This is a genomic window from Nocardia sp. 149-1B, from assembly GCF_057747975.1.
In genome coordinates this window covers 2,551,547-2,567,547 of record NZ_CM173233.1, presented here as the reverse complement: position 1 = coordinate 2,567,547, position 16,001 = coordinate 2,551,547, and the positions used below count along the sequence as shown (strand labels likewise).

16 protein-coding genes and 4 tRNA genes are annotated in these 16,001 nt (G+C 70.8%); 10 read left to right on the top strand and 10 right to left on the bottom strand.

What is annotated here, in order from left to right; all coding sequences use genetic code 11:
• The first annotated feature begins 332 nt into the window (after positions 1-332).
• Positions 333-626 carry a hypothetical protein gene (locus AC3ANS_RS12355; protein ID WP_488291886.1) on the top strand — a complete coding sequence of 98 codons (294 nt, stop codon included), beginning with the start codon at positions 333-335 and terminating at the stop codon, positions 624-626.
• A gap of 320 nt (positions 627-946) precedes the next feature.
• Here the strand turns inward: AC3ANS_RS12355 and AC3ANS_RS12350 are convergent, their stop codons facing one another.
• From AC3ANS_RS12350 to AC3ANS_RS12335, 4 genes are read right to left on the bottom strand one after another with little or no spacing between them, the layout of a single operon-like run.
• Positions 947-2,581, bottom strand: a complete 1,635-nt coding sequence (locus AC3ANS_RS12350) for an NAD(P)-binding protein (protein WP_488291885.1) — start codon at positions 2,579-2,581, stop codon at positions 947-949.
• 1 nt (position 2,582) lies between these two features.
• A complete protein-coding gene (locus AC3ANS_RS12345; RefSeq protein WP_488291884.1) occupies positions 2,583-3,605 on the bottom strand; it encodes a thiamine pyrophosphate-dependent enzyme in 1,023 nt (340 codons plus the stop codon).
• A complete protein-coding gene (locus tag AC3ANS_RS12340; RefSeq protein ID WP_488291883.1) occupies positions 3,602-4,807 on the bottom strand; it encodes a transketolase C-terminal domain-containing protein in 1,206 nt (401 codons plus the stop codon). The genes AC3ANS_RS12345 and AC3ANS_RS12340 overlap by 4 nt, the downstream gene beginning before the upstream one ends.
• Positions 4,800-5,372: a 2-oxoacid:acceptor oxidoreductase family protein gene (locus AC3ANS_RS12335; protein WP_488291882.1), complete on the bottom strand. Its 573-nt coding sequence runs from the start codon at positions 5,370-5,372 to the stop codon at positions 4,800-4,802. Before AC3ANS_RS12335 ends, AC3ANS_RS12340 begins: the two co-directional genes overlap by 8 nt.
• A gap of 177 nt (positions 5,373-5,549) precedes the next feature.
• Between AC3ANS_RS12335 and AC3ANS_RS12330 the strand changes: the two genes are divergently transcribed.
• Positions 5,550-6,188 (top strand): hypothetical protein, encoded by a 639-nt coding sequence (locus tag AC3ANS_RS12330; RefSeq protein ID WP_488291881.1) that lies wholly within the window; start codon positions 5,550-5,552, stop codon positions 6,186-6,188.
• Here AC3ANS_RS12330 and AC3ANS_RS12325 read toward each other — a convergent pair.
• Positions 6,176-6,439 carry a hypothetical protein gene (locus AC3ANS_RS12325; RefSeq protein ID WP_488291880.1) on the bottom strand — a complete coding sequence of 88 codons (264 nt, stop codon included), beginning with the start codon at positions 6,437-6,439 and terminating at the stop codon, positions 6,176-6,178. The two genes, AC3ANS_RS12330 and AC3ANS_RS12325, sit on opposite strands and share 13 nt — an antisense overlap.
• Positions 6,440-6,622: 183 nt before the next feature.
• Here AC3ANS_RS12325 and AC3ANS_RS12320 point away from each other — a divergent pair, with 183 nt between their 5' ends.
• Positions 6,623-7,621, top strand: a complete 999-nt coding sequence (locus tag AC3ANS_RS12320) for a hypothetical protein (protein WP_488291879.1) — start codon at positions 6,623-6,625, stop codon at positions 7,619-7,621.
• A 22-nt stretch (positions 7,622-7,643) separates the two neighbouring features.
• Here AC3ANS_RS12320 and AC3ANS_RS12315 read toward each other — a convergent pair whose 3' ends face one another.
• Positions 7,644-8,252 carry a response regulator transcription factor gene (locus AC3ANS_RS12315; protein ID WP_488291878.1) on the bottom strand — a complete coding sequence of 203 codons (609 nt, stop codon included), beginning with the start codon at positions 8,250-8,252 and terminating at the stop codon, positions 7,644-7,646.
• A gap of 147 nt (positions 8,253-8,399) precedes the next feature.
• Between AC3ANS_RS12315 and AC3ANS_RS12310 the strand changes: the two genes are divergently transcribed.
• Entirely contained in the window at positions 8,400-9,113 is a 714-nt protein-coding gene (locus AC3ANS_RS12310; RefSeq protein WP_488291877.1) for a GAF domain-containing protein, read from the top strand.
• 46 nt (positions 9,114-9,159) lie between these two features.
• Here AC3ANS_RS12310 and AC3ANS_RS12305 read toward each other — a convergent pair.
• From AC3ANS_RS12305 to AC3ANS_RS12295, 3 genes are all read right to left on the bottom strand, one after another.
• Positions 9,160-9,234: transfer RNA gene (locus tag AC3ANS_RS12305), tRNA-Val, on the bottom strand.
• Positions 9,235-9,259: 25 nt separating this feature from the next.
• Positions 9,260-9,333: transfer RNA gene (locus AC3ANS_RS12300), tRNA-Cys, on the bottom strand.
• Between the two features lie 31 nt (positions 9,334-9,364).
• Positions 9,365-9,437, bottom strand: a tRNA-Gly gene (locus tag AC3ANS_RS12295).
• A gap of 133 nt (positions 9,438-9,570) precedes the next feature.
• On the opposite strand from AC3ANS_RS12295, the gene AC3ANS_RS12290 reads away from it, so the two are divergent.
• Positions 9,571-10,386: an aminotransferase class IV gene (locus tag AC3ANS_RS12290; RefSeq protein WP_488291876.1), complete on the top strand. Its 816-nt coding sequence runs from the start codon at positions 9,571-9,573 to the stop codon at positions 10,384-10,386.
• 16 nt (positions 10,387-10,402) lie between these two features.
• Here AC3ANS_RS12290 and AC3ANS_RS12285 read toward each other — a convergent pair whose 3' ends face one another.
• Complete coding sequence (locus tag AC3ANS_RS12285) at positions 10,403-10,834, bottom strand: SsgA family sporulation/cell division regulator (RefSeq protein WP_488291875.1); 432 nt, start codon at positions 10,832-10,834, stop codon at positions 10,403-10,405.
• A 136-nt stretch (positions 10,835-10,970) separates the two neighbouring features.
• Between AC3ANS_RS12285 and AC3ANS_RS12280 the strand changes: the two genes are divergently transcribed.
• The 5 genes from AC3ANS_RS12280 (at position 10,971) to AC3ANS_RS12260 (ending at position 15,997) form a co-directional block, all read left to right on the top strand.
• A tRNA-Val gene (locus AC3ANS_RS12280) sits at positions 10,971-11,042 on the top strand.
• A 328-nt stretch (positions 11,043-11,370) separates the two neighbouring features.
• Positions 11,371-12,657, top strand: coding sequence for an ABC transporter substrate-binding protein (locus AC3ANS_RS12275; protein WP_488291874.1), 1,287 nt, complete (start codon positions 11,371-11,373; stop codon positions 12,655-12,657).
• A 96-nt stretch (positions 12,658-12,753) separates the two neighbouring features.
• On the top strand, positions 12,754-13,737 hold the full coding sequence (locus AC3ANS_RS12270; protein ID WP_488291873.1) for a carbohydrate ABC transporter permease: 984 nt from the start codon (positions 12,754-12,756) through the stop codon (positions 13,735-13,737).
• Entirely contained in the window at positions 13,734-14,564 is an 831-nt protein-coding gene (locus AC3ANS_RS12265) for a carbohydrate ABC transporter permease (RefSeq protein ID WP_488291872.1), read from the top strand. The genes AC3ANS_RS12270 and AC3ANS_RS12265 overlap by 4 nt, the downstream gene beginning before the upstream one ends.
• A complete protein-coding gene (locus AC3ANS_RS12260; protein ID WP_488291871.1) occupies positions 14,561-15,997 on the top strand; it encodes a glycoside hydrolase family 1 protein in 1,437 nt (478 codons plus the stop codon). The genes AC3ANS_RS12265 and AC3ANS_RS12260 overlap by 4 nt, the downstream gene beginning before the upstream one ends.
• Positions 15,998-16,001: the final 4 nt, after the last annotated feature.

Here is a 16,001-nt window from a genome sequence, read left to right as displayed (position 1 = left end):
ACCTTTCCTCCAGATTCGCGCAACCCGCTTCGCACGAGGCCGATCTCTGCCTACAGTCGTCCTGGATCGAGTCGGTGACCCGAGACGCCGGCGTGATCCACCCCCGGGTGACGGAACCCGGGGAGCGCTACGTCGACAGGGAGGCGGCCCGCGGTCGTCGCTGCCCGCGGGCCACTCCCTGTCCTCGGCTGCTGCCTCCGGCCGTGGTCTCCGGCCGCTGTCTTGGGCGTCGTACGGCGTGCGCCGGTCGCAGGTCCCTGTCCACGGGGACCATGGACCCTCCTCTGTTCCCTCCTCAGCGCGCAGTCTGGAAGGAGAACGGAGGTGGAGTCGTGCAGCTCCCTTGGCAGTCACGCCCACGCGCACCGCGCGAACACGTCGAACCGATCCGCCTCGACCCGGCCGCCGACGTCGAGGTCCAGCGGATGCTGGTCGACCGGCTCACCGGAGAACAGCTCTGCGCCGCCTGGTACCTCTCCAGCGACGCCCTCCGAGCCGCCCGAGACCCGCGCCGGGCGCAGCAGCTGGTGGTGCTGCGCGGTCTGATGCTCGATGCTCTCGAGCGTCGCGACCCGGCCCGCTACCGGCACTGGCTGCGCGACGGCGGGCCCGCCGTCGAGGCCTGACGACGCCGGGTCGCCGTACGCTGAGGCCGGGTCTCGGAGGGTGAACTGGCTGATCATGGGTGCGTTGGGTCTCGGTGGCCTTGGCGTGCCCGCTGCTCTCGTGCCACCGGCGGTCGCGGCGGGGGAGACCTGCCGGGGGTTGCCGGCGACGATCAGCTCGCGGGATCTCCGTTCGGCAACGACCTCCTGATCGGAGGCGCCGGTGTGGACTCGGCGAACGGCCGGCAAGGGGAGGACAGCTGCGAGGCCGAGACCACGGTCGACTGCGAGCTCGCTCCTGTGCCTGCCCGAGTCCGCCGCTGAGCCGCGGGGCTCCGCGGTCAGATCTCCTCCGGCACCATCCCGATCGCCCCGGCCGGGCACTCGGCGGCACACAGTCCGCAGCCCTTGCAGTAGTCGAGGTCGATGGCGTACGGCGCGTCCGGGTCACCGGTCTTCGTGATGGCGTTGTCGGGGCAGACCCCGAAGCAGTTGTCGCACGAGAAGCAGTTGCCGCATGACATGCAGCGCCGCGCCTCGTAGAGCGCGCTGTCGGCGTCCAGGGACTGCACGACCTCGTCGAACGTCGAGGAGCGGCGGACCGCCTCGAGGAGCGGCCGGTGGGCGCGAGGAGCGTCGGCGAAGTACCAGGTGTTGAGCGCGTCGAACTCCGCGTCCGCCTTCGGCTCTGCGCCCGGGACGGGCCGGCCACGCAGCCAGGCGTCCACGCCGAGGGCCGCGCGGCGGCCGTGGCCGATGCCGACGGTGGCGGAGCGCTGGTCGGGGACCATGTCGCCGCCGGCGAACACACCTGGCCGGCCGGTCATCATGTGCTCGTCGACCGTCACCACGCCGTGGTCGACCTCGATGCCGGCGACGCCGTCGAGGAACCGGAGGTCGGTGTCCTGGCCGAGGGCGAGCACGAGCGAGTCGGCGGGCAGCTCCTCGGTCACGCCGGTGGGCTGGGGGAATCCGGTCTCGTCGAGCTCCATGTGCTCGATGGTGAGCGAGCCCTGCTCGACCTGGGTGATCGAGGAGAGCCAGGTGAACCGCACGCCCTCCTCCTCAGCCTCGCGGACCTCGGCGTCGTGGGCCGGCATCTTGTCGCGGGTGCGTCGGTAGACGACCAGCGAGTCGGCCGCGCCGAGGCGCATGGCGGTGCGGGCGGCGTCCACGGCGGTGTTGCCGCCGCCGTACACCGCGACCCGGCGGCCGAGCAGCGGCCGCTCGCCCTCGCCGAGCTGGTGGAGCAGGGTCACGGCGTCGACCACGTGGGACGCGGCGCCGGCCGGCAGGTAGGCGCGGCGCCCGAGCTGGGCACCGACGGCGAGGAACGCCGCGTCGAAGCGGCCCTCGCGCATGGTCGCGTCCAGGTCCGTGACGGTCGCACCGACCTCGAGGTGCACGCCGAGGTCGAGGATCCGCTGGATCTCGGCGTCGAGCACCTCCCGGGGGAGCCGGTACTCCGGGATGCCGTAGCGCATCATCCCGCCGGGCTTCGGTGCCGACTCGAGGATCGTGACGGCGTGCCCGAGGCGCGCGAGCTGGTAGGCCGCGGACAGGCCCGAGGGGCCCGCGCCGACGACCAGCACCCGCAACCCGCTCGAGGGATGGTCAACGGTGACCTTCCAGCCGCAGCGGAGGGCCTCGTCGCCCAGGAAGCGCTCGACGGAGTTGATGCCGACGGCCTCGTCGACCTGGCCGCGGTTGCAGCCCGTCTCGCAGGGGTGGTAGCAGACCCGGCCCATCACCGCGGGGAACGGGTTGACCTCCATGATCTTGCGCCAGGCACGCTCGTACGCCGGCCCACCCTCCTCGGCCTCGTAGAGCCAGGTGCGGACGTCCTCGCTGGCCGGGCAGCCCTGGTTGCACGGGGGCTGGTTGTGCACGTAGACGGGCCGCTCGGTGCGCCACGAGCCGGTCTTGTTGGCTCGGCTGGTGCCGACGTCGAGGGTGATCGCGAACGGGTGGTCCATGTCAGTCGCTCCCGGTTCCGGGCTCGGTCTCGGTGTCCAGGAGACCGAAGCGGCGGATGTTGCGGTCCGCACCGGCCTGCAGCCGGGCCACCAGGTCCGGCCGGGCGTGCTTGCCGAACAGGTGGGCGTAGCGGCCCTGGAGCCGGAGGTACTCGTCGACCTGGACGGGCCGGCGGATCGGCGTCACGGAGGTGACCTCGCCGTACTCCGCCTCGAAGACCGGGAAGATCCCGGACTGGGCGGCCAGGCGCGCGAGCTTGATGGTGTCGCTGGCCTTGGCGGCCCATCCGAGCGGGCAGGGGACCAGCACGTGGAGGTAGCGGGCGCCGCGGATCGACATGGCCTTCTCGACCTTGCGCTCGAGGTCGCGCAGGTCGGCCACGGTGGCGGTCGCGACGTACGGGATCTCGTGCGCCATGGCGATCAGCGGCGCCGACTTGCCCTGCCCGAACGAGTTGCCCGGCTCGGCCCCGCCGGTGCCGGTGTTCGCGGTGCGGGCGGCCGCCGGAGTGGCACCGGAGCGCTGGACGCCGGTGTTCATGTAGCCCTGGTTGTCGTAGCAGACGTACAGCACGTCGTCGTTGCGCTCGAACATCCCCGAGAGGCAGCCGAACCCGATGTCGACCGTCCCGCCGTCGCCGCCCTGGCCGACGACCCGGGTCTCCTTGCCGAGGGCCTTGAGACCTGCGGCCATCCCCGACGCCACCGCCGGGGCGTTGCCGAACAGGGAGTGCAGCCAGGCGATCTGCCAGGACGACTCGGGGTACGGCGTCGAGAAGACCTCCAGGCAGCCGGTGGCGTTGGCGACGACCACGTCGCCCCCGGCCGAACGCATGGCGGCGTCGAGGACGTAGCGCGCCCCGAGCGCCTCACCGCAGCCCTGGCAGGCGCGGTGGCCCGAGGTGATGGAGTTCGCCCGGTCGGGGTGGGCCTGCACCGAGCGCTCCTCGAGGTCGAGGAGCCGGTTGCCGGCCGCGAACGTGCCGACCTGGTAGAGCTTGAGGTCCGTCACGGGGCCTGTCATCTGGTCCCCCTCCAAGGTGTGCCGGCCCGCTCGAGCAGGTCGTGGTCGAGGTCGAGGAAGTGCAGCTGGTGGTGGTCCATCCGCTCGGCGAGGACGTCGTCCAGGAGCCGGCGCAGCGAGGCGCGGGTGACCGGGCGGCCGCCGAGACCGGCCACCACGGCGTACACCGTCGGCGCGCCGCCGTCACCGGAGCGGAGCGCGAGGCGCACGTCCTGGGCGACGATGCTGCCGGCGCCGGGCGCGAAGGCGCGCTCGACGACGACGACCTTGCGGGCGGACCCGAGGGCCTCGCGGACGGCTGCGGCGGGCCAGGGGCGGAAGCAGGAGATGCCGAGCGAGCCGGCGGCGACGCCGTCTTCACGCAGTGCGTCGACGACCTCGTTCACCCCGCCGAGGACCGAGCCGAGCGTGACGACGACGACATCGGCGTCCTCGGTGCGGTAGGGACGCACCAGGCCGCCGCTGCTCCGGCCGAAGGTGGCCTCGAAGTCGGCGGCGATCTTGGGCAGCTGCTCGAGGGCGGCGAGCTGCTGGTCGTGCATGAGGTAGCGGACCTCGGTGAAGGCCTCGGGTCCGACCATGGACCCGATGGTGATCGGGTCGGCCGGGTCGAGGACCTGGCGCGGCACGAACGGCGGCAGGAACGCGTCGACCTGTTCCTGCTCGGGGAGGTCGACGTCCTCGACGGCGTGGGTGAGCACGAACCCGTCCATGCAGACCATGACGGGCAGCGAGAGCCGCTCCGCCAGGACGAAGGCCTGCACGTGGAGGTCCACCGCCTCCTGGTTGGAGGCCGCGAACAGCTGGATCCACCCGGCGTCGCGCTGCGACATCGAGTCGGAGTGGTCGTTCCAGATGTTGATGGGGGCGCCGATGGCACGGTTGGCCACCGTCATCACGATCGGCAGGCCGAGCCCCGAGGCGTTGAACAATGCCTCGACCATGAACAGCAGGCCCTGGCTGGCGGTGGCGGTGTAGGTGCGGGCTCCGACGGCGGACGCGCCGATGCAGGCCGACATCGCGCCGAACTCCGACTCGACCATGAGGTACTCGCAGCCCTCGAGCTCGCCGTTGCGGACGAAGTCGGACAGCGCCTCGACGATGTGGGTCTGGGGCGAGATGGGGTACGCCGCGATCACGTCGGGCCGGCAGCGCGCCACCGCCTTGGCGACCGCCTTGGACCCCTCCAGCTGCTCAAACATGGCAGATCACCTCGAAGGCTCGGGTGGCGACCTGGACGTTCGCCTCGATGATGGGCGGGGTCAGCACCCCGTCGAACCGCTGCCGGATCGCGGTCGTGACCGCCTCGATCGTCACCACGCGTGTGAGCGCGGCGAAGGCGCCGAGGAGCGCGGTGTTGGGCATCGGCCGGCCCAGCAGGTCCCGTGCCATCTCGGTCGCCGGCAGGGTCGCTGCCCGGCCGGGGGCGAGCCAGTCGACGTACCCCTCCAGGCCGATCTCGGAGAAGGAACGAGACGTGTTCACCAGCAGGAACGTCGCCGGGCTGGCGCCCTCCAGCACCGCGAGCACGTGGAGCAGGGTCGGGTCCTGGATCACCAGGGCATCCGGGACGGCGATCGGTTCGTGGAACCCGATCGGCTGGTCGTGGATGCGGCAGAAGGACACGACGGGGGCGCCGGTGCGCTCGGACCCGAAGGTCGGGAACGCTTGACCGTGCAGGCCCATGTCGAAAGCGGCGGCGGAGAGCATCTCCGCCGCCGTCACGACACCTTGGCCACCTCGGCCGTGGAACCGGACGTTGAACACGCCTTTACATTCGCCCGGCCCGCATCGACGGCGCAGGGCCGAAGGTCCTCGGGGCGGGCGACGTTCTGCCCCTCTGGCCCGGGGCGGGGGTGCGGGTCGTCCGCGAAGGACCGACGTCCCACGTTCGGCGCACTTTCGGCCCTGCCGAGCCGCCTGGCGCGGGCGGATCGTGAGGGCATGACGGGCACACCGGAACGGGTATTCGAGAGCCGCATGCGGCGGCGTTACCGCGTCTTCTGGAACGCGGTGGTCGTCCTCCTGACCGGCGTCGGGATCGTGGCTGGTTCCGCCGAGATCGGGTGGGCGCCGCTGGCCGGCATCACGCTCTGCCTGGCGGTCCTCGGAGCGGCCTTCGGCGTGGCCTGGGTCGAGCCCGACGGCGACCGGCGGGTGGCCTGCTCGGTCGGCGCGAGGTACGGCGCTGCCGGTGCCGTGGTCGTGGCGGGGTTCCCGGCGATCATCGACGGCTGGACCGCGTTGGTGCTGGTCGTGATGACCGTGTCGGCACCCCCGATCGTGGCGCTCATGGTGCGCGGAGTCCGCGGCCGGTGCGACCGTGCCGTCGACGACCCGACCCGTCTCAGCGAGCGGGAGCTGTCCGAGCGGTGGCGCTCGTCGTACGACGAGGTCCACCGGGCCGATGCGTCCACTGCCGACCTGATGACGGTCGTGGCCGAGCGCGCCCGGCTGCTCGACGAGCTCGAGCGGCGCGACCCGCGGCGCTTCCGCGCCTGGCTGGCGGAGACCGCCGAGACCCGGCCGAGCCCGCGTCCCCGGACCCAGCCCGGCAGCCAGCCGGGAGCTCAGGGGCGGTAGCCCGACCCGCTCGAGCCCTCGCTCGCGGGGGCCACGTGCTCGCGGCGTACCCACTCCAGGTGCGCCCGCGGCCGGATGTTGCCGCCGCCCTCGGCCCACGCGACGAGTGCCTCCCAACGGCCGTCCGGACAGCGCCGCCAGTCCAGCAGCACACCGGGGGAGCGGTGCACCGGGTTGCGGGTGACGTTGACCCAGACGTGGCGGGGCGTGGTGTTGCCGCGCTGGCCGGTGTCGCGGTCGGGGGCTGCCACACCACCAGGTTAGAACACATGTTCGAGTCGGTCGCAGTCCACAGGTCCCGGGACCAAAGGCCCTCCGGCACCCGAGGAGGGGCCGGGCGACTCGCGGATTCACGCCGGAGCCCGTGAAAACGTGACGTGTCAGCCCGACAGCTGGGCGACACCCACCGATCTGCGAACGAAATGAGCCCCGTGATGCACGCCCTCGCCGTCTCGATCCTGCCGACGCACGAGACCTGGTTCGAACAGTCCTCCGCCGGCCACGACTGGGGGTTCTTCTTCTCGCCGCTCCCGCTCGTGCTGGTGGCCGTGATGGTCGTGGTGACGGTCGCGTGGCGCGCGGTCGGCAGCCGGTTGCCCGCCCCGGAGCTGAAGGTGCTCGCGCCGGTGGGCCGGTTGACCCCGTGGATCCCGCGGCTGCTCGGCATCCACCTGGGCGTCGCGCTGCTGGCGCTGGCGGCCACGGGTGCCTTCCTGACGCCGGCGAACGACGACCTCGACTCCCCGGCGGGCACGGTGCTGCTGCTGGCCGAGGCGGGCCTGGGGATCTGGCTGGTGAGCGGCTACCGCCTGCGGCCGGCCGCTGCGCTCGTCCTCACCTTCGGGCCGGTGCTCGGCGTCGTGTCGAGCCCGGTCGCGCTGCTGGAGTGCGCGAACCTCGCCGCGGTGGCGGCGTTCCTCGTGATCGTGCCGCCGGGCGCCGACCGCCACGGCGCGGTCACCCCCAGCGCCGACGCCGTGCGCTGGGGCCTGTTCGCGATGCGCCTGGGTGTCGGCATCGCGCTGATCGCGCTCGCGTTCACCGAGAAGTTCACCAACCCGGTGCTGGCGCGCATGACGCTGCACGACTACCCCGCGCTCAACGTCTTCGACCAGGTCGGCATCTCGATGCCCACCGACACCTTCATCGCGGTCGCCGGCTCGATCGAGCTGCTCTTCGGTCTGCTGGTCGTCTCCGGTGCGATCCCTCAGGTCGCCGTGCTCGTCGCGGCGGTGCCGTTCAATGCGACGCTCATCCTGTTCGGGCAGACCGAGCTGGTCGGGCACCTTCCGGTGTACGGCGTCTTCCTCGCGCTGCTCGCCTACGGCTCCGACCCCGCGACCGCTCGGCTCGTCTCGTGGCTGCCGAAGCGCCGGGCCGACCTGGCCCTGGGGACGCGCGAGGTCCAGGCTCCGGTGGCCGTGTCGGCCTGAGAGGCCCGGTGCCGCCGGCCGGTCAGTCCTGCATCGTGCGGAAGCCGTGCTGCATGCCCCACGCGACCGCCTGGGACCGCCGCTGGACGCCGATCTTGCGGTACGCCGTGCGCAGGTAGGTCTTGACGGTGTTCACGCTGAGGTAGGAGTGGGCCGCGATCTCGTCGTTGGTCATGCCCTGGGTGACGAACGCGATCACCTCGGACTCGCGCGCCGTGAGCCCCTGCTCCTGGCCCGGCCAGCTCGGCATCGTCTCTTCCGTAGGCTCCGGTGCGGCGGGCGGGCGGCCCTCGTGGACGGCGACGATCGCCTCGACGAGCTCGTCGGCGGAGATGCCCTTGTGGAGGAAGCCGGCGGCGCCCCGGGCCCGCGCGGCCTCCTCCGGGTAGGTGTGCCAGCTGTAGAGCACGACCGCCGCGTCGTTCTCAGCGACGATCTGCTCGAGCTTGCGATCCCCGTCCGGCATCCGTCCGAACGTGTCGAAGAGGATGACGTCGACGTCGTGCGACATCCGCGTGGCGCCGGTGATCTCCACGACCTCGACCCGGTGGGCGTGCTCGGCCAGCATGGCCGCGAGACCGCGGAGCACGACCTCGTAGTCGTTGGACAGCGCCAATCTGACCGGCTGCATGGGTCCTGCTCTCTGGTGGGATCGGGTCCGCTGACTGTACGTCGACCGCGGCCGGCCCGACTCGGCTCGACTCGGCTCGTCGGGGTGCGTGGACGGTTGCACCATGGGGTACCCAGGTGCGGCCGGCTTACTGCAGAAGGGGGACCAGTGGATCTCGAGCCCATCCAGGAGACCTGCGAGGCCGTCGACGAGCTCGACCCGCCCGACGACGACCTGCTCGACAAGCTGATCTCGTGGGGGCGGCAGGTGGGCGAGCTGGTGCCCGACTGTGTCGGCTTCAGCATCGCCGGTCTCGAGCACGGCGTCACCTTCACCCTCGCCGCCACGAGCCCGGACATCGCGGTGCTCGACGCGGTGCAGTACCTCGACGGCGGCCCCTGTGTGGAAGCCGTCGACGCCGGGCGGGTGCTCGCGTGCGACCGCGAGGACTTCTTCTCGGAGGAGGCCTGGGGCTTCTTCGCCCGGGCCACGGCCGCAGCCGGGGTGGCGAGCTCGCTGACGCTGCCGATCCTGGGCCCGAGGGGAGTGGTCGGCACGGTCAACCTCTACGGGGCCTCCCCGGGCTCGTTCGAGCGCCGGCACCAGGCGCTCGCCGAGGTCTTCTCGGCCTGGGCTCCCGGTGCGGTCACCAACGCCGACCTCGCGTTCGACACCCGGCGAGCGGCTCGGGCGGCCCCCGCCGAGCTGCGGGCGCGCCACAAGCTCTCCGCCGCGATCGGCATCGTCGCGGCGACCGGAGGCCTGTCCCTCGACGATGCGGCCGCCGCCATCGATCACGCTGCGCAGCGAGCGGGCGTCGGGGTCTCCGAGCTGGCCGCCGCCATCATCGCCGTCGAGGGCTGCCGACCGGACCAGAACTGAACGACGAAGGCCCCCGGTCCGCGATGCGGAACAGGGGCCAGTCGACTGGTGGGCGATACTGGGTTTGAACCAGTGACCTCTTCCGTGTCAAGGAAGCGCGCTACCACTGCGCCAATCGCCCGGGTCTTGAGTTAGTGGGGACTGCGTGGAGGTGGGTACGGGATTTGAACCCGTGTACACGGATTTGCAGTCCGTTGCCTCGCCTCTCGGCCAACCCACCATGGAGGCCAAACCAGGGAGAGACCTCTCCGAGCGGACGACGAGGCTCGAACTCGCGACCTCAACCTTGGCAAGGTTGCGCTCTACCAACTGAGCTACGTCCGCTTGCGCATCCGTTCCGGTCTCCCGGTCGGCGTGCGTGAGAACAGTAGCCGATGCCCCAGACCATGCAAAATCCGCCCCCGGCTGGCGCGTCGCGGGCGCGTCGAGCACGATCCGGCCCTCCTAGAGTGAGGCCATGCGCGCCTGGATCAACGGTGACCTCCTGACCGATGCGACCGCCCCGGCGGTGTCGGTCACCGACCACGGCCTCACCGTGGGCGACGGCGTGTTCGAGGCCGTCAAGGTGGTCGACGGCCGGCCGTTCGCGCTCGACCGGCACCTCGAACGCCTGCACCGGTCCGCGCGCGGGCTCGGCTTGCCGGACGTCGACGAGGACGCCGTACGACGTGGGATCGCGGCGGTCCTCGACGGCGAGCCGCTGTCCCTGGGACGGCTGCGCATCACGTGCACCGGAGGGCCGGCGCCCCTCGGCTCCGGCCGCGGCGACGCCGCGCCGACGCTGATCGTCGTCCTCGACGCCATGTCCACGTGGCCGGACACGACGAGCGTCGCGACCGTGCCCTACCCGCGCAACGAGCGCGGGGCCCTCGCCGGCCTGAAGACCACGTCGTACGCCGAGAACGTCGTCGCGCTCGCGGCCGCCCACGAGCGCGGGGCGAGCGAGGCGATCTTCGCGAACCTCGCCGGCCACCTCTGCGAGGGCACCGGCTCCAACGTCTTCTACGTCCTGGACGGCGAGCTGCGCACCCCCACGCTCGCGAGCGGCTGCCTGGCCGGGGTGACCCGCGCGCTCGTGCTCGAGTGGTACGGCGGCCGCGAGGTCGACGAGCCGATCGAGGTGGTCGAGCGCGCCAGCGAGGTGTTCCTCGTCTCCACGACCCGCGACGTGCAGGCGGTGGCGCGCTGGGACGGCCGGGACCTGCCCGCGCCCGGTCCGGTCACGACGGAGGTGCGCGAGGTGTGGCGGCGGCGGGAGCCCGAGCTGCGGTGAGCGACCCCGCCGCGGGCTACTCGGTGGCCGGGGTGCGGGTGATCTCTGCGACCAGGTCGTCGAGGTCGATCGACTCCGCGCCCACCGCGATGACCGCGAGGGTGCGGGTCAGGAACCGGTAGAGGTCGTGGGTGTGCAGCTGGGTCACCAGCCGGCCGTCGGGGGAGCGGAGCTCCATGACGACCGCGGCCCGGCCGTTGTCGTCGATGCTGGGCCACAGCTGGATGTCGCCCTCGCCCGCCGGGTCGGTCAGGCCCTGGAGAAGCAGGTCACGTCCGACCGCCCACCGCACCTGGTCGCGCGGGCCGCGGAACGTGATCCACACCGCCCACGGGTCGGCGGCGTCGTACTCGAAGGTGGATGGGAGGTCCGCCGAGCGCCCCCACGCGTCGAGGACCTGGAGCGTGATGTCCTGGGAGAGGGTGCGGGTCTGCGGCTGCTGCGTCACGGAGAGGGGACGGGCGCCCCGTCGGTCCGTGACGCGGTTCGCGCCCGGTAGGCCGGACGGGCACCGAATGTGAGCCCGCCCGGTCCGTGCGCTAGAGTCTCCGACCGCACCGCTGTTCGCGGCGGAGCACCATCTAGGGCGATTGGCGCAGTGGTAGCGCGCTTCGTTCACACCGAAGAGGTCACTGGTTCGAACCCAGTATCGCCCACCGAGATCCAGCACAGGCCGCACGCAGAGCGTGCGGCCTGTGCCATTTCGGGCTCGCTCCGGCCCGCTGCCGTGCCCATCCGGCCGCTTCGACCGCCACTCCGGCCACGCCAAGAACGGCTGCTCGAGCGGGGCCTTCGACAACCACGTCTGGTGTCTGGCTGGCCATCATCCCACCATGACAGTGGAAACGGTCTCACCGCGTCTGATTCTGATTTGCTACGTACCGCACGCTCACTCTTGACACCGGATGTGATCGCCCTCATAGTCCTGAGGCAACAGGAGTGGAAACGGTTCCACCACGTTCGATCGGTCAGGAGCGTCCAGTGATGCGCAAGCCCAACATCCGACGGGGGGCAGCACTCGGCGCCGCCGTCGCCCTCATCGCCGGGATGACCGCCGCCTGCGGCGACAGCGAGTCCGGCAGCGGCACGTCCAAGCTCGGTCAGGACGACGTCTTGACCATCACCACGTTCAGCGACTTCGGCTACGACAAGCTGATCGACCAGTGGAACGCCGACCCGAAGCGGCCGTTCACGGTCAAGATGAGCAAGATCGCCGACTGGGACCCCTGGAAGAAGACGCTGACCCAGGACCTCCAAGCCGGCCACGGGTTGACCGACATCGTGGCTGTCGAGGGCGACGCGATGCCGCAGTTCGTCGCCGAGGGCGCCTCCGACCAGTTCGTCGACCTCGCCGACTCCTCGCTCGACGACCGCTGGGTCGAGTACGCCTACAAGGCCGCCCAGACCGCCGACGGCAAGCAGATCGGCTATCCGACCGACGCCGGGCCGGAGGCGTTCTGCTACCGCGCCGACCTGTTCAAGAAAGCGGGGCTGCCGAGCGACCGCGACGCGGTCAAGCCGATCTTCGCCAGCTGGGACTCCTACTTCGAGGCCGGCAAGAAGCTCGTCGCGAAGCTGCCCGGCACCAAGTGGTACGACTCGAGCGGCTCGATCGCGCAGGCCATGCTCAACCAGGCCGAGTTCCCGTTCCAGACAGCTGACAACTCGGTCGACGTGGACAACCCCGAGGTCCAGAACGTCTGGGACACGGTCACGCAGTACTCCTCGACGCTCTCGCCTCGGGTCGTCCAGTGGGGAGAGGACTGGACCGCCAACTTCCGCAACGACGGCTTCGCGACGATGCCCTGCCCGGGCTGGATGTTCTCCAACATCAAGTCGTCCGCTCCGAACGTGAAGGGCTGGGACATCGTCGACGCCTTCCCGGGTGGCGGTGGCAACTGGGGTGGCTCGTTCCTCGCCGTGCCGACCCAGTCCAAGCACCCCGAGGAGGCCAAGCAGTTCGCCAGCTGGCTGACCGACAAGGAGCAGGAGCTCGCCGCGTTCAAGGCTGCGGGCAACTACCCGGCCAACGTCTCGGCCGAGCAGGAGCTGGCCTCGCAGAACGCCACCGACCCCTACTTCGACAACGCGCCGACCGCCGCGATCCTGGCCTCCCGTGCCGCGGCCGTCGAGCCGGGTCACCCCTACAAGGGCGACAAGTACTCCGACATCCTCGGCCTCTTCCAGACGGCCATCCAGCGGGTCGACGAGGGCAGCTCGCCCGAGGACTCGTGGAAGACCTTCGTCCAGGCTGTCGACGGCCTGTCCTGACCGCATGTCCGGGTCCGCACCCACGCCCCTGGCCGGGAGTCCCCGCGACTCCCTGCCAGGGGCACCCGGTTCCAGATCGACACGAGGAGGGACGACGTGACAACCGTCCAGGCCACCCGGAGCGGTGAGGCCGGGATCCCGCAGGACTCGCCGCCGCGACTGACTCCGCGCCAGCGGCTGTCCCAGTGGGACTACCGCTTCTCGCCGTACCTCTATGTGCTGCCGTTCTTCGCGCTGTTCCTGCTGATCGGGATCTACCCGATGGTCTACTCGGGGTACCTCTCGTTCTTCTCGTGGCCGCGCTTCGGCCCGCAACACGGTGACAGCGTGGGGTTCGCGAACTACGCGCACGTGCTCCAGGACCCCGTGTTCCGCAAGGCGTTCTGGAACACGATCGGCATCTTCCTGCTCTCCTCGGTGCCCCAGATCGTCACCGCGACCGCGATCGCCGCGATGCTGGACACCCAGCTCCGCGGCCGCACGTGGTGGCGGATGAGCGTGCTGCTGCCCTTCGTCGTCGCGCCGGCGGCGACCGCGCTGATCTTCGGGAGCCTTTTCGCGGACAAGACAGGCCTGATCAACGAGCTCATCCACGCCGTCGGGCTGCCCAAGGTCGGCTGGCACTCCAACCGGTTCGCGAGCTGGGGGGCCATCGCGTCGATGGTCAACTACCGCTGGACCGGCTACAACACGCTGATCATCCTGGCCGCGATGCAGGCGGTCTCGCGCGAGTTCTACGAGGCCGCAGCCATCGACGGAGCCAGCCGGGTCCAGCAGTTCTTCCACGTGACGCTGCCCTCGATCGGGCCCACCATGCTCTTCGTCGTCATCACCTCGACGATCGGCGGGCTGCAGATCTTCACCGAGCCCCGGCTGTTCGACACCAACCTGCAGTTCCAGGGCGGCGCCGACTACCAGTACCAGACGCTCACCATGTACGTGTTCAACACCTCCAACAGCAGCACCGACCCCTATCCGCGTGCGGCCGCCGCGACCTGGATCATCGTGCTGATCATCATCACGATCGCCCTGCTCAACTTCGGCCTCACCCGCCTGGTTCAACGGAGGTCCGAGCGGTGAACCGTCGTCCTGGATTCCTCGTCTACGGCCTGCTGTCTGCCTTCGTGATGGGATCGGCCTTCCCGCTCTACTGGTCCTTCGTGGTCGGCTCGGTCACCAAGGAGCGCGCGATCCACAGTCCGCCGCCGCTCTACCCGGGCGGTCACTTCCTCGAGAACGCGCGGCGGGTCTTCGACCAGATCGACTTCTGGTCCGCGCTGGCCAACTCCGTGATCATCTCCGGAGTCTCGGCGATCTCGGTGGTGTTCTTCTCCACCCTGGCCGGCTACGCCTTCGCCAAGCTCAAGTTCCGCGGCAGCAACGTCGGGATGGCCTTCGTGATCGCGACCATGGCGGTGCCGACCCAGCTCGCGCTGATGCCGCTGCTCAAGGAGTTCAGCAACCTCGGGCTCGCCGGCACCCGTACGGCGGTCGTCCTGCCCTGGCTGGTCACCGCCTTCGGTGTGTTCTTCATGCGCCAGTACCTCATCGACGCGATCCCGGACGAGCTGATCGAGGCGGCCCGTGTCGACGGCTGCTCCCAGCTCCGCACGTTCTGGACGGTGGCGGTGCCGGCGGCGCGCCCGGCGATGGCGATCCTGGCGCTGTTCACGTTCATGCACACGTGGACCGACTTCATGTGGCCGCTGCTGATCCTGCAGGGATCCGACGTCCAGACCCTGCAGACCGCGCTCGACCAGCTCAAGATCGCGCCGGCCGGCGGGATCTCCGACATCGCGCTGCTCCAGGCGGGGACGCTCCTGGCGACGATCCCCCTGCTGATCCTGTTCATCGCGACCGGCCGCCAGCTCGTGGCCGGCATCATGCAAGGAGCCGTCAAGGGATGACGACCCGAGAGTTCCCACCTGGCTTCCTCTGGGGAGCCGCCGCGGCGGCGTACCAGATCGAGGGCGCCGTCGCCGCCGACGGGCGCACGCCCTCGATCTGGGACACCTTCGTGAGGTTGCCGGGTGCCATCGTGAACGGCGACGACGCCGACGTCGCGTGCGAGCACTACGAGCGGATGCCGCAGGACGTCGCGCTGATGAAGGAGCTCGGTCTCGCGTCCTACCGGTTCTCGACGGCCTGGCCGCGGATCTGCCCCGACGGGGGAGCGGTCAACCCGGCCGGGACCGATTTCTACAGCAGGCTCACCGACGAGCTGCTCGCCGCCGGGATCACGCCCTGGCTGACGCTCTACCACTGGGACCTGCCGCAGGTGCTCGAGGACGCGGGCGGCTGGACCAACCGCGACACCGCCTACCGGTTCCTCGACTACGGCATGGCGGTGCACGATGCCCTCGGTGACCGCGTCAGCAGCTGGACGACCCACAACGAGCCGTGGTGCTCGGCGTTCATGGGCTACACCGGCGGCGGCCACGCACCCGGCCGTGAGGAGGGCGTGGCCGGCCTGGTCGCCGCCCACCACCTGCTGCTCGGGCACGGCCTGTTCGTCGAGGAGTTCCGCCGCCGAGGCGGGGTCCCCGAGGAGGGCAAGGCCGTGGGCATCACCCTCAACCCGACGGTTGCCGACCCGTTCGACCCGGCCCGCGCCGCCGATGTCGACGCCGCCCGCCGCCTGGACGGGTTCCACAACCGGGTGTTCCTCGATCCGCTGTTCCGTGGCCGGTACGCCGACGACCTGGCCGCCGACACGCAGGGGATGCTCTTCGCGGGCAGGCCCTGGCAGGACGCCGTCCGCGACGGTGACCTCGAGCTGATCAGCGCACCGCTGGACTTCCTCGGCGTGAACTTCTACCACGGCGACGTCCCCGCAGCGGTGCCCTACGACGCCGAGCCGGGCGAGCTCCTCGGCAGCCGCCTCGAGCATGCGCCCCGGCCGCGTCAGTCGCCCTACCCGGGTGGTGGCTTCGTCTTCCCGCGCACGGGCCGGCCCACCACGGACCGGGACTGGGAGATCGACCCCGACGCCTTCACCCGCCTGCTCGTCCGCCTGCGCGAGGAGTACGCCGTACCCCCGATCTACATCACCGAGAACGGCGCGATGGCCAACGACGTGGTCGAGGACGGCGCGATCCACGACCTCGGTCGACAGGAGTTCATCGAGCAGCACCTGCACGCGATGCTGGACGCCATGGACAAGGGAGTCGACGTGCGCGGCTACTTCGTGTGGTCGTTCATGGACAACTTCGAGTGGAGCTACGGCTACTCGCACCGTTTCGGTCTCGTCCATGTCGACTTCGCCACCCAGGTCCGCACGCCGAAGGACAGTGCCCGCTGGTTCGCCGAAATGGCGGTTCGCAACGCCCTGTGCCAGTAGCGTT